The following is a 13,430-nucleotide window of genomic DNA, read 5'->3' as shown; positions in this document are numbered from 1 at the left end:
GCCGTCACGGTGACGACGGGCGGGGCGGGGTGTTCGTCTCGTTGATGTCGCCGATCGTCTGCCACAGGCGCAGGGCGCGTCCTCGGTGCCGGTGGGCCAGGTGGGGGGCGCCGGCGAGGGCGTCCAGGTCGCCGATCAGCTGCCAGCAGGCGGCCTCGTCCTGGCGGTCGCCGTGGCGGTGGAAGAGGGCCGCCGCGCGTTCCAGTGCGGGGGCCGCGTGGTCGCGGTCGTGTCGGCCGGCGTGGACGCGGCCGACCTCCAGCAGGGTGTACGCGGCGCAGCGTTCGTCGGCCAGGTTCTCGAAGGTGGCCAGCGCCTGCCCCAGGCAGCGCAACGCCTCGTCGGGGTCGCCGCGCCGGTCGTGCAGGCGGCTGAAACGCCGTAGCACCACGGCCACGCGATGCGCGTCGCCCAGTGTGCGGGCCTGGCGCAAGGCGGTGGTGAACCATGGCTCCGCCTCGTCGAGCTTGTCCTGCATGAGCTTCATCACGGCCACGGAGCAGGAGAGCTGCGCCTCCATGTGGCGGTCGCCCTCGCCGACCGCGATGGCCAGCGCGTGCTCGACCCGTTCGAGGGCTTCGTCGTCTCGGCCCTGCACCCGGCTGACCGTGCCCAGCATGGCGATGGTCAGGGCCTCCCCGCGTCGGTCACCGGCCTTCCTGCACAGCGTGAGGGAAGATTCCAGGGACCGGGTGGCCCGGTCGAACTCGTCCTGGTAGATGTGGAGTTGCCCCAGGCCGCGCAGCAGGACCGACGCGCCGCGCGCGTTGCCCGCGGCCTCGGCCGCGTCCAGCGCGAGGCGGTGCCCGTGCTGCCAGTCCTGGTAGAGGCACCGGTGGTCGTAGTAGGTCGCCGCACCGGCCGCCAGTTCCCAGGCCAGTTCGTCCAGGCCCCGGTCGGCGGCCAGCTTCACCGCGCCGAGCAGGTTGTCGCGTTCCGCGTCGAACCAGCCGACCGGGTCGGACATCAACCGGTCCACGACCGCGCGGGGCAGCGCGCGGCGCGGTGCGGAACCGGGCGCGGCCGTCAGCAGCCCGGCCGCCGGGAGCAGATCGGTGCCGCGCCCGATCAGCTCCAGCCAGACGGACAGCACCCGGACGACCGCGTCCCGCTTCTCCTTGGCGGACAGGGAGGCGGCCAGCTCCACGGCGCAGGTCCTGATCAGATCGTGCAGCCGGTAACGCGGCTCGCCGAGGGCGTCGGTGGCGACCAGCCGCACCAGGCTGGCGTCGACGAGGATGTCCAGCACCTCTTCGCCGTCCGGGCGGTCCAGCAGGGGGCCGACCACCCAGCCGGGCAGGGTGTGGGGGCCGAGCAGACCCAGCAGGCTCAGCGCGCGCACCGCGTCGTCCGGCAGCAGCCGCAGGCTCAGTTCGACGCTGGCCCGCACACTGAGGTCGCCGATCCTCAGCTCGGCCAGCCGCCGTGACTCGTCCTCGATGCGTTCCCGCAGCACCCGCAGCGACCAGGCCGGGCGGCCCGTGAGCTTGCCGCTGGCGATCCGGATGGCCAGCGGCAGGTTTCCGCAGCAGTCGAGGATCGCGTCGGCCTCCCCCGGTTCCCCCTCGACCCGGCGCCGTCCGATGATTCCGGTGAACAACTCCCGCGCCTCCGCCGGGCTCAGCACGTCCAGGTCGATGTGCCGGGCGCCGGGGAGCTGTGTCAGCAGCCTGCGGCTGGTGATCAGCACGGCGCAGCCGTCGGCGCCGGGCAGCAGCGGCAGCACCTGATCGGCGTGACCGGCGTCGTCCAGCACCACCAGCATGCGCCGGTCCACCAGCAGCGACCGGTAGAGCGCGGCCCGTTCGGACAGGCTGTTCGGGATGGCGCTGCCCGCGACCGAGAGCGCGCGCAGCGCCTCGGCCAGCATCATCGCCGGGTCCCGTGGCTCGTCCGAGGTCGCCGCGAGGTCGAGGTAGAGCTGACCGTCGGGGAAGCCGGCGCTCGCCCGTCGCGCGGCGTGCGTCACCAGGCAGGACTTGCCGACGCCGGGACCGCCCACGACGACGGCGACCGGGGCCCGGTTCGGCGCCGACGCGTCGAGCAGCCCGGCGATCTCGGCCAGGGCGTCGGCCCGGCCCACGAAGTCGGGTACGTCGAGAGGGAGCTGACGCACCGGCATCGCCATGTCCGGCCCGGTGACCGCCGGGGCGGGGCTCTTCGGCGGCGTCGCCGAGGGGCCCACCGCCGAGGGGCCCGCCGACGGGGGACCCGTCGCCGGGGGCGCGGCTGTCAGGGCGGGGTCCGCGGTCAGGATGCGCTGATGCAGTTCCCGCAGCGGTGGGGCGGGGTCGACGCCGAGTTCGTCGGCCAGGGTGCGGCGCAGCCGCTCGTACACCCGCAGTGCCTCGCCCTGGCGTCGGCACCGGTAGAGGGCGAGCATCAGGTGTTCGGCGACCTGTTCGTCGAAGGGGTGTGTGTGCAGCAGGGCGGTCAGTTCGTCGATGACTTCCCGGTGGCGCCCCAGGCCGAGTTCGATGGCGAGGCACTCCTTGTGCGTCGCCGCGCGGCGCTCGTTCAGCCGTGCCGCGTCGATCTCCAGGGCTCGGCCGGGGACGTCGGCCAGGGCGTTCCCGCGCCAGCGGGCGAGCGCCCGCCGCAGCGCGGCCGCCGTCTCGGACGGGGTCGTGTGCTGTTCGGCGAGGTGTCGCTCGTGGTCGAACTCCAGGAGGTCGAGCCGGTCCTGGGCCAGGTGGATCTCGTAGCCGCCGCGCCGCGTGCCGATCAGGGAGCCGGGTGCTCCGCGGGCGACGAGGTTGCGGCGCAGTCCGGAGACGGCGTCCTGGATCTGGCGGACCGCGGTGGCGGGCGGCCGCGCGTCCCACATCACGGCGACGAGCCGTTCCATGGGGACGGTGGTGTTGGCGTCGAGCAGGAGTGCCGCCAGCATCTTGGCCTGCCGCGGGCCGTTCAACGGGACCGCACGTCCGGCGATCCGGGCTTGCAACGGCCCCAGTAAGCCGAATTCCATGCTCCCCCTGGTACCTCACGGTCGGCGCCGGTCCCCCTGGCCGACCGCGCGCTGAGACGAATTTACGGCGGTCGGCGGAGCGGTGTCCATAGCGTCTCCAGCAGCGCTTTCAGCGTCTTCGCGGCACCCGTCGCGCGCCCCGTGAGACCGAAGGTTCCTTTCACGTCGGCCGTTTCCGCTCACGCCTCCGGGACGGCCTCCAGGCCGCTCAGCGCGTCGACCGGGTCCGAGGCGGGGGTGCCGCGCGGCCACCAGTCGTCGCGGTCGGGTTCGGACTCGTACGCGTACCAGAGGTGGTCCCGGCCCAGGCGGAGCTGGAGCCGGCCGACGGGGTGGGTGAGGCGGTTGCGGTGGGGGCGGAAGGGCGGCAGACCGGCGGCGAGGAGCAGGGGGCGGGCCCGGTCGAAGCGGCCGGCCGGGGGGTCCCAGGGGTCCTCCAGCACGGCGAGCCCCTCGGCGCCGCCCTGGCGCCAGGCGGCCACCGCGCGGGCCAGCTCCGCCGTCGTGCGGCCGGTGGCCGAGGCGAGCGAGGCGTAGAGGGAGCGGGTGGCGGCGGTCAGTCCGGAGCCGGGGCGGGCCGCGGCCAGGCGCACCGCGTCCTGCCAGAGCGTCAGCCCGCCGACCGGATCGCGGCCGGTGGTGAGCAGGGCGTGGGCGCGGGCGGCCGCGTCGGTCGCCAACTGGTCCAGGGCGAACGGGTCCGGCCCGCCCGCCGCCGACGGATACGCCGGGGGCTGCCCGGGGTGCGGCGGGGGCGGCAGCGGGGCGGGCAGCGGCAGCGGGCGGCGCGCGAGCGCCTCGGTGGCCCGCTCCCCCGGCAGCGGCTCCGGGTCCCGGTCCTGGGCGTCGCGGGCGGCGCGGGCCGCGCTGCGCCGGGACAGGGCGTCCAGCAGGTCCCGCTCGCCCCGGCCGCGGAGCAGCAGCAGGACGAAGGGGTCGGCGTCCAGCAGCCGCGCCGTCTGGTAGCACAGGGCCGCCGCGTGCTTGCAGGGGTGGCCGCGGTCGGGGCAGGAGCAGTGCGGTTCGAGGTCGTACGGTCCGGGCAGCAGCGGGACACCGCAGTCCGCCAGGGACTGCGGCATCTCCTTGTCCAGGAGCGCGGCGATATGACCGGGCCGCTCGGCGGCGGCGTCCAGGAACCGGTCCCACTCGGCGTCGTCCAGGGTGCGCATCCGCACCTGGACGCGGTACGGACGCGGACGGCTGCCCTGTACGTACGCGAGGACCAGGCCGGGGGTCACCGTGATGGCGTCCACGTGGCCGGTGCGCGCGTAGTCACGGCCCCGGGCCAGCCGGGCCGCGTCCAGCGCGCCGTCCTCCAGGGCGGTCGTCCATGCCTCGCCCCACCAGGTCTGTGCGAAACCGGGTTCCGTCCGGCCCTCCGGGGCGGTGGCGGGCGGCGCGGGGAGCGCCGGGAGCGCCGGGAAGGTGCGGCGCAGTTCGCCGTCGCGGCGGGGGGAGGCCATGCCCCCGGGGGCGCGCACAGCGAGGTGGGACGCGGTGGGCTGGGGACTGGTGGGCCGGGCCGGGGCGGGGGCGCCTTCGGGGGCGGCCGTCGTGGTGCCGGTCCCCGTGCCGGGGGGTGCGTCCTCGGTGCTGTCGTCCGGTTCGTCGTCCGTCTCCGCTGCCGGGGGCATCCGGAAGGCGTGCGCGAGGAGTTCCGCCACGGCGCGGACGGGGGCGGAGGTGCCGGGGCCGGGGCCGGGGCTGGTGCCCGGGATTCCGTCGCCCGGTCCGCCGTCGCCCTCTGTCCGGCCACCGGTTCGAGGCAGGCGGGCGCGGGGCGGGCCGGGCTGTGCGGCCGTACGGCGGGACGGGCGGGCCTCGCGGGCGGTACGCGCGCGAGGCGCGGCGGCCGACCGGGGCCGCGCCCCTCCCTCGTCCGGCGCGGACGGTTGCTGCTGCTCCTCCTCCGGGCCGCCACGGGCGCGCGCCGCGCGCAGGGCCTCGCGTGCGATGTCGGCAGGGCGGGCGGTGGTGGTCTTCGCCGGTGCGGGGCGATCCGGTACGGGGGTGTCCGGCGCGGTGGGCGGGGCCGGTTCGGCGCGCTGCGGGGTCGGGGACTGTGCCGAGGACGGGGCCGGGGGCAAGGACGGGGCCGGGGACGGGGACGACTGTGCCGTCCGTCGCAGGGCCGCGCGCGCCGCGTCGCCCGGCCGCGACGGCTGGTGCGACGGGCCTGGCTGCGGCGACGGCTGTTCCGGGGAGGGCTCGGTGGTCGATTCCGGTCGCCCTTCGGGCCTCGGCTCCTCGGTCTCGTCCGGTGCGAAAGCGGTGGGGCTGACCGGCGGCGGCGTCGGTGTGCCGGGCGGCTGCGGCCGGTGCCGTCGCGCCGCTTTCAGCGCCTCGCGCGCCACGTCGGCGGGGCGTGGCGGCTGAGGCTCCGCGGGCGTGCGCACCCCAGGGGCGTCGGTGGCGTCGGAGGTGTCGGAGTCAGCAGAGCCTTCGGCCCGCGCGGGCTCGGGTCCGCCGACCGCGCCCGGCCGCCCGGCACGCCCGCTCTGTTCGGCCCGTTCGGTCTGTTCGGTCGTGTGCATCAGGCCCCCCTCCGCAGCGACACCAGGTCGGACAGCTCCCGGTCGGACAGCTCGGTGAGGGCGGACTCGCCGGTGCCGAGGACGGCTTCGGCCAGGGCGCGCTTCGCGGCGAGCATCTCGGCGATGCGGTCCTCGACGGTGCCCTCGGTGATGAGGCGGTGGACCTGGACGGGCTGGGTCTGGCCGATGCGGTAGGCGCGGTCGGTGGCCTGCTCCTCGACGGCCGGGTTCCACCAGCGGTCGAAGTGGACGACATGGCCCGCGCGGGTGAGGTTCAGGCCGGTCCCGGCCGCCTTCAGGGAGAGCACGAGGACGGGGGTGGCGCCCTCCTGGAAGCGGTCCACCATGCGTTCGCGCTCGGGGACCGGGGTGCCGCCGTGGAGCAGGTCGACGGGGACCGCGCGGGCGGCGAGATGGGAGGTGATCAGCCGGGCCATGCCCACGTACTGGGTGAAGACGAGGGCGGAGCCGTCCTCGGCGAGCAGGGTGTCCAGCAGTTCGTCGAGCAGGGCGAGCTTGCCCGAGCGGGCCGCCGCCCGGTCGGCGCCGGGCAAGTCCCCGTCCTTCAGATAGAGGGCCGGGTGGTCGCAGATCTGCTTGAGCGAGGTGAGCAGCTTGAGGACCAGGCCGCGGCGGGCGATGCCCTGCGCGGTCTCGATGGCCAGCATCGATTCCCGTACCACCGCCTCGTACAGCACGGCCTGTTCGCGGGTGAGCGGGACCGGGTGGTCGGTCTCGGTCTTGGGCGGCAGCTCGGGGACGATGCCTGGATCGGACTTCCTGCGGCGCAGCAGGAAGGGCCGCACCAGCCGGGCCAGCCGCCGGGCGGCCTCCTCGTCCTCGCCGTTCTCCACGGCGCGCGCGTGGCGGGCGCGGAAGGAGGTGAGGGGGCCGAGGAGGCCGGGGATGGTCCAGTCGAGGAGGGCCCACAGTTCGGAGAGGTTGTTCTCCACGGGGGTGCCGGTCAGGGCGACGCGGGCGGGCGACGGGATCGTGCGCAGGGCCTTCGCGGTCGCCGAGTGGGGGTTCTTGACGTGCTGTGCCTCGTCCGCGACGACCAGGCCCCAGGGCTGCTCGGCGAGCAGGGGCGCGGTCGAGCGCATGGTGCCGTACGTGGTGAGGACGAAGCCGCCGTCGAGGCCGTCCAGGGTGCGGTCCGGGCCGTGGAAGCGGCGGACGGGGACGCCGGGCGCGAACCGGGTGATCTCCCGCTGCCAGTTGCCCAGCAGGGAGGCCGGGCAGACCACCAGGGTGGGTTCGCTGCGGGCCCGCTTCAGATGCAGGGCGATGAGGGTGACGGTCTTGCCGAGGCCCATGTCGTCGGCGAGGCAGCCGCCGAGGCCGAGGGAGGTCATGAGGTCGAGCCAGCCGAGGCCGCGCAGCTGGTAGTCGCGCAGGGTGGCGCGCAGGCCGGGGGGCGGTTCGGCCGGGTGTACGCCCGCGGTGATGCGGTCGCGCAGGGCGGCGAGGGCACCGACCGGCACGGCCTCGACCGTCTCGCCATCGACCTCGGTGGTGCCGGTGAGGGCGGCGGAGAGCGCGTCGACCGGGTCGAGCAGGCCCAGATCGCGGCGGCGGGCCTTGCGGACCAGGGCGGGATCGACCAGGACCCAGCGGTCCCGGAGCCGGACGACCGGGCGGTGGGCCTCGGCGAGGGCGTCCATCTCGGCTTCGGTGAGCGGGTCGCCGCCGAGCGCCAGCTGCCAGGAGAAGCGCAGCAGTCCCTCGCTCTCGAAGAAGCCGGTGCCGTCGGTCGCGGAGCCGGGAGCGGACCGCACCACCGCGGTCGCGGTGAGGTCGTCGGCCAGGTCGCGCGGCCAGTGCACGGCGACGCCGGCTGCCGCGAGCCGGGTCGCGGCCACGCCGAGCAGTTCGCCCGCCTCCTCCTCGGACAGGGCGAGCACGTCGGGCACGTCCTGCTCGGCGAGCCGGTCCAGCGGCGGCCAGATCCGGGCCGCGCGGCGTACGGCCAGGGCGGCGTCCACGCGCGCGCGGGGGCCGAACGCCGCGTCGGCCTCGCCCGCCCACAGGGACGTCGCGTCGGCGACGAGGGTGGGGTCGGCGAGGCTGTGCACCTGGACGATCGCGGTGCCCGACCTGCGCGTCGGCCGCCCGCCGACGCCGCCCGCCGGGCTGTCCGCCGGGTCCGCGTCGAAGAGGTCGTACGCCGACAGGTCCAGGCGCAGGGAGATCCGGACTCCGGCGTCCGTGCCCGCGGCGACCTGGGCCGCCCAGTCCTGCGCGGCCGGGAGGTGCTGGGGTGCGCGGTGGGCGAAGGGGCGGCCCGCGGTGTGGGGGGCGGCGGGGGTGCGGGGCAGGGTGTCGGCGACGGCGTCGAGGAAGGCGCGCAGCAGTGCTTCCGGTTCCGGCAGCCGGAGCGGGCCGGTGCCGGGCAGTGGCACGGCGTGTCCTTCGGGGGGCAGGGCCGCGGCGACGGCCCGCAGGTGGGCGATGTCGTCGGGGTCGAGCGGCCCGGCCCGCCAGGCGTCGTGCCCGGTGGCGGTCAGGCCCGGCAGGAGGCGGCCCCGCGCGCTCAGCCGCAGCGCGTGCAGGGCGGCGGCGCCCCAGCAGGCCGTGGCGGGGTGGGCTGCGGGGTCGTGGCGGGCGCGCACCAGGTGGGGCAGGGCCGCGTCGATCGGCAGGGACAGGGCGGCGACGGTCCTGCGGCGGAGGACCGCGCCGTGCGGCCGCACCACCGTGAGGGTCGTGGGGACGGGCGGGGCGCCGGCGGCGGGGCGTGCGGGGTCGGACAGCGCGCCGGAGGCAGGCGCGTCCGGGTCCCACAGGACGATGCGGCCCTCGCGCGGCAGCGGCGCGGGCACGAAGACGGCGGGGAGGCGGACGGACACCGCGGGTCCGGCCGCGGGCAGTGCCGGACCGGGGCTTCTGGCCGCGCCGGGCATCCCCAGCGAGACCGGCATCCCGTGCGAGGCGGGCATCTCGTGCGAAACCGGCATCCCCGGGGAGCCAGGTGTCCCGGCCGCCCCGGGCCGTTCCGCCCCGGGCACGCCCGGCCCGGGGGCGGTCCCGGTCGTCTCCGTCACGGCCATGTCGCTCATACGTCCTGTCACCTCCCGCTCGCCGGTCGAGCCAGTCGTCCTCGACTCTACGGGCGGGGTCTGACAATCGGCTCCGGGCCGGGTCAGGGGACCGTCTGGGAGACCACGTAGACCATGGGCAGCGCCGGGTCGGAGAAGTTCACCATGATGTCCTGGCTGGGCGCGGGGTTCTCCTGGTCGTGGCTGAGGCCGTACCAGGATCCGGGGCCCTTGAAGTTCCAGCCGGTGATGTCGCGGTCCCGGTGGCCGAAGCTGATCTCGCCCTTCCTGAGATCGCCGCGGTTGACGCCCATGGCCTCCAGGAAGGTGTCGAGTCCGGGCTGGGTGGTGCGGAACCGGACGTAGAGGCGGCTGGTCTTCCAGTTGTTCGTCTCGTAGGAGGCGACCTGGTCGGCGGGGTGCGGGATGGGGACCTCGTAGAGCCGGCGCTGCACCTTGGCCGGGTAGGTGGGGGTGAGGCCGGTCGCCGCGTACTTGGCCTCCTTGTCCTTGCCGCTGTCGCGGCTCTGGGCGGCGGAGAGGACCAGATAACCGGCCGGGACGCCGATGAGCAGCACGATGATCAGCAGGGTGAGGGCCCGGCGGCGGTTACGGTGGCGACGGTCCTCGGCGGGCCGGGACGGCGGTTCGTCGGGCGGCGCGGCCTGGCGGGGCACGGACATCGTCACAGTGCCTCCCGGGCGTCGCGGCGGAACTGCGTGTAGCGCTCGTAGCGCTCGTGGCGCTCCACCCGGCGGCGCTTGGCGCGGCGGAAGCGGCGGGCGACCAGCCGGGCGAGGTCGGCGGCGCCGACCATGCCGGCCTCGGGTCCGAGCTGGGCGCGCACGATGCGGGCCTCGGGGCGGTAGCCGCGGCCGGTGAGGTGGCGTTTGAAGGCGTCCCGGGCGGGGCCGATGAGCAGGTCGTCGGCCGCGGAGACACCGCCGCCGACGACGAAGCAGGACGGGTCGAGGGCGGCGGCGAGGTTGGCGATGCCGACGCCGAGCCACTGGCCGATGTCCTGGAGGAGCTCGACGCACATGGCGTCGCCCTCCCGGGCCAGCTCGGTGATCATCGGGCCGGTGATGTCGGGGATGCTGCCCTTGACGTGCTCGATGAGGCCGTAGGCGACCGGGGAGTCGGCCGCGGCCAGCTCACGGGCCTCGCGCACCAGGGCGTTGCCGGAGCTGTACTGCTCCCAGCAGCCGCGGTTGCCGCACGGGCAGCGGTGGCCGCCGGGCACCACCTGCATGTGCCCGAACTCGCCGGCCACGCCGTACTTGCCCCGCTTGACCTGGCCGTCCTCCAGGATCGCGCCGCCGATGCCGGTGCCCAGCGTGATCATGACGAGGTGGTCCTCGCCGCGGCCGGCGCCGAAGCGCCACTCGGCCCAGGCGGCGGCGTTGGCGTCGTTGTCGACCAGGACCGGCACCGACAGGCGCTCGGAGAGGCGGTCGCGCAGCGGTTCGTTGCGCCAGGACAGGTGGGGGGCGAAGAGCACCCGGTTGCGGTCGGCGTCGACCCAGCCGGCCGCGCCGATGCCGACGGCGTGCACGTCGTGCCGGTCGGAGAGGTCCAGGACCAGTTCGGCGATGGTGTCCTCGACGACCTTCGGGCTCTTGGACTTGTCGGGGGTCTCCGTGCGCAGCCGCTCCAGGATGTTGCCGTCGGCGTCGACGACGCCCGCCATCACCTTGGTGCCGCCGATGTCGATGCCGACCGTGGGGACCCGGGGCGCCGTCAGGTGGGAACGGCGCTCCCTGGTGCCCACGGTGCGCAGGACCGTGGCCCGGCGGGAGCCGATGGGGGCGGTGAGGTCGCGGTAGGTGCTCATCGGCCCCGATTCTGCCGCACGCGCGGTAAGCGTGTCGTACGGGGCACCGGGGGGCCGGTGCCCCGGGCGGGCTCCACGCGCGCGCGTGGAGATGCGCCCGACGCTCGCCCGCTCCCCTCAGGGAGTGCTTTTCTCCAGCTCGTGCCGGAGGTCGTCGAGTTCGCTGCCGCCCGCCATCTGCCGGGTCAGTTCGTCGAGGGTGATCTCGTCCCGTGTGTGATGGCCCACCATGGTGCCCCGCTTCAGCAGGACGAAGCGGTCGCCCACGAGGTACGCGTGATGCGGGTTGTGGGTGATGAGTACGACACCCAGTCCCTGGTCGCGTGCCGCGGCCACATACTTCAGGACGACGCCGGACTGCTTCACACCGAGTGCGGCGGTGGGCTCGTCGAGGACGAGCACCTTCGCGCCGAAGTGGACCGCCCGCGCGATGGCCACGCACTGGCGTTCGCCGCCCGAAAGGGTGCCGATGGGCTGGTCGACGTCCCTGAGGTCGATGCCCATGCGCAGCAGTTCGGCGTGCGTGGTGCGGCGCATGAGGTCGACGTCCATGCGCTTGAAGGGGCCGGTGCCCCGGGTGGGTTCCGAGCCGAGGAAGAAGTTGCGCCACACCGGCATCAGGCCGACGACGGCGAGGTCCTGGTAGACGGTCGCGATGCCCCGGTCCAGGGCCTCGCGCGGGGAGGACAGGGTGGTCTCCTCCCCCTCCACGCGCAGGACGCCGTCGTCGTGCCGGTGCAGTCCCGCGATCATCTTGATCAGCGTGGACTTGCCCGCGCCGTTGTCGCCGAGGACGCAGGTGATCTCCCCGGCGTGCACCTGGAGGGAGACGCCTTCGAGGGCGCGGACGGTGCCGTAGTGCTTGCTGACGCCGGACAGCTCCACCAGGGGCGTGCGGGTGTCGGTCTGCGTCATTTGGTGGCCTCCGCCCGCTTGCGGACCCAGGCGTTGAGCAGGGTCGCCAGGAGCAGCATCGCTCCGAGGAAGAACTTGAACCAGTCGGGGTTCCACTCGGCGAAGACGATGCCCTTGCTGGTCATGCCGAACAGCAGCGCGCCGACCGCCGAGCCGATGGCGCTGCCGTAGCCGCCGGTGATCAGGCAGCCGCCGATGACGGCGGCGATGATGTAGATCAGCTCGTTGCCGACGCCCTCGCCGGACTGCACGGCGTCGAAGGAGAACAGCAGGTGCTGGCCGGAGATCCAGGCGCCGAGGGCCACGCCCATGTAGAGGCCGATCTTGGTCCTGGTGACCGGGACGCCGACCGCGCGGGCGGCGTCCTGGTTGCCCCCGACGGCGAAGATCCAGTTGCCGGTGCGGGTGCGCAGCAGGATCCAGGAGGCGACGGCCACCAGGGCGAGCCACCACAGGATGGTGATCTTGAAGTCGACGCCGCCGACGCTGAGCGTGGAGGCGAAGACGGCGTGGGCGGCCGGGAAGCCCTCCATGTCGCCGATGGTCTTGGTGGAGACCGTGCCGTCGATCAGTTTGGTGAAGCCGAGGTTCATGCCGGTCAGCATCAGGAAGGTGCCCAGCGTGATGATGAAGCTGGGCAGCCTGGTGCGGGTGAGCATGAAGCCGTTGAACGCGCCGATGGCGAGGGTGACCAGCAGGGAGATGCCGATGCCGACCCATACGTTGGCGGTCAGCTGGTAGCTGAACATCGACGACAGGAGCGCCGAGGAGGTCACCATGACGCCCGCGGACAGGTCGAACTCGCCGCCGATCATCAGCAGCGCGACCGGTACGGCCATGATGCCGATGGTGGAGGACGCGTACAGCACGGTGCTGAGGCTGGAGGCGCGGACGAATCCGTCGGCGATGACGGCGAAGAAGACGAAGACGGCGACGGCGCCGACGACCGAGCCCAGCTCGGGCCGGGCGAGCAGCTTGCGCAGCGGGGAGGTGCGCAGCAGCCGTTCGTCGGCGACCGCCTCGGCCCGGTTCGCGGTCGCGCTCATCGGGTGCCCCGCTGCGCGTACTGCTCCAGGGCGCCGGCCTGGTCCTTGGTGACGATCTGCGGGCCGGTGAGCACCGGCTTGCCGCCGCCGAGGACGTCGGCGTTGTACTTGTAGAGCCAGAGCAGGTCGACGGCCTGGTAGCCCTGGAGGTAGGGCTGCTGGTCGACGGCGAAGCCGAGGGTGCCGTCCTTCAGCTCGGCGGCGACCTTGGCGTTGAGGTCGAAGGTGTCGATCTCGGCCTTGCTGCCCGCGTCCTGCTTCGCCTTCACGGCGGTGTCCGCGTAGGGCGCGCCGAGGGTGACGACGGCGTCGACGGACTTGTCGGCCTGGAGCTTGGCGCCGACCGCGGACTGCACGTCGGGCATGTTGGTGCCGTTGACGTAGAGGTTGTCGACCTTGCCGGAGAAGGTCTTGGCGACTCCGGCGCAGCGCTGCTCGTGGCCGACGTTGCCCTGCTCGTGCAGGACGCACAGGGCCTTCTTCTTCCCGCGCTTGTTCAGCTCCTCGCCGACGGCCTCCCCGGCGACGGTCTCGTCCTGGCCGACGTGGGTGAGCGCGCCGAACGCCTTGGACTCGGCGGAGCCGGAGTTCACGGTGATCACCGGGATGCCGGCCTTCTCGGCGCGGGCCACGGCGGCCTTCATGGCGTCGGGCTTGGCGAGCGTGACGATGATGCCGTCGACCTTCTTGTCCACCGCGGCGTCCACGAGCTGCGCCTGCTGCTGCGCCTCGTCGTCGTGGGAGTACAGGAAGTTGATGTTGTCCTTGACCGCGGCCTGCTTGGCACCGTTCTGCACGATGTCCCAGAAGGTGTCGCCGTCCCCGGAGTGGGTGATCATCGCGAAGGTCCAGCGGGGGGTGTTCACCGCCGCCCGGCCCTGGGCCGCCGCGGCCTTGCGGGCGTCCTCCGCCCGCTTGCCGCCGGTGCTGCTGCATCCCGCGAGGGACAGCGACAGCGCCCCTGCGAGCGCCATGCCTACCCAGGTTGGAAACCGTGCCACGAGGCCGTGCCCTTCTCGCCGTGTTCGAACGTACGCGCGGGGCCGATGAGCGTTCCATCAGCCCCGAACATCGCATTATCTGACACGA

At 74.3% G+C, this 13,430-nt stretch carries 8 protein-coding genes; all 8 read right to left on the bottom strand.

All coding sequences use genetic code 11. The features are described 5' to 3' along the window. Positions 1–4 precede the first annotated feature (4 nt). The 8 genes from ACWDYF_RS00605 to ACWDYF_RS00570 all read right to left on the bottom strand — a co-directional run bounded on the left by ACWDYF_RS00605 (position 5) and on the right by ACWDYF_RS00570 (position 13,342). Positions 5–2,971, bottom strand: a complete 2,967-nt coding sequence (locus ACWDYF_RS00605) for an AfsR/SARP family transcriptional regulator (RefSeq protein ID WP_389464549.1) — start codon at positions 2,969–2,971, stop codon at positions 5–7. Between the two features lie 179 nt (positions 2,972–3,150). Beyond that, complete coding sequence (locus ACWDYF_RS00600; protein WP_451584257.1) at positions 3,151–5,370, bottom strand: SWIM zinc finger family protein; 2,220 nt, start codon at positions 5,368–5,370, stop codon at positions 3,151–3,153. A 137-nt stretch (positions 5,371–5,507) separates the two neighbouring features. Further along, entirely contained in the window at positions 5,508–8,411 is a 2,904-nt protein-coding gene (locus tag ACWDYF_RS00595) for a DEAD/DEAH box helicase (protein ID WP_389464625.1), read from the bottom strand. Positions 8,412–8,650: 239 nt separating this feature from the next. After that, complete coding sequence (locus ACWDYF_RS00590) at positions 8,651–9,235, bottom strand: hypothetical protein (RefSeq protein ID WP_018571659.1); 585 nt, start codon at positions 9,233–9,235, stop codon at positions 8,651–8,653. Next, the gene (locus ACWDYF_RS00585) at positions 9,232–10,380 is read right to left on the bottom strand and encodes an ROK family glucokinase (protein WP_018571658.1); all 1,149 of its coding nucleotides are present in this window, start codon (positions 10,378–10,380) and stop codon (positions 9,232–9,234) included. The genes ACWDYF_RS00590 and ACWDYF_RS00585 overlap by 4 nt, the downstream gene beginning before the upstream one ends. Positions 10,381–10,497: 117 nt before the next feature. Then, positions 10,498–11,295: an ATP-binding cassette domain-containing protein gene (locus tag ACWDYF_RS00580; protein WP_018571657.1), complete on the bottom strand. Its 798-nt coding sequence runs from the start codon at positions 11,293–11,295 to the stop codon at positions 10,498–10,500. Continuing rightward, positions 11,292–12,341, bottom strand: coding sequence for an ABC transporter permease (locus tag ACWDYF_RS00575; RefSeq protein ID WP_381740001.1), 1,050 nt, complete (start codon positions 12,339–12,341; stop codon positions 11,292–11,294). The genes ACWDYF_RS00580 and ACWDYF_RS00575 overlap by 4 nt, the downstream gene beginning before the upstream one ends. Continuing rightward, the gene (locus tag ACWDYF_RS00570; RefSeq protein WP_389464554.1) at positions 12,338–13,342 is read right to left on the bottom strand and encodes a sugar ABC transporter substrate-binding protein; all 1,005 of its coding nucleotides are present in this window, start codon (positions 13,340–13,342) and stop codon (positions 12,338–12,340) included. Before ACWDYF_RS00570 ends, ACWDYF_RS00575 begins: the two co-directional genes overlap by 4 nt. Positions 13,343–13,430: the final 88 nt, after the last annotated feature.

It is taken from the genome of Streptomyces sp. NPDC003284, from assembly GCF_053589675.1.
Note: the sequence above shows the minus strand (reverse complement) of the source record. Positions and strands in the feature narration are given on the sequence as shown.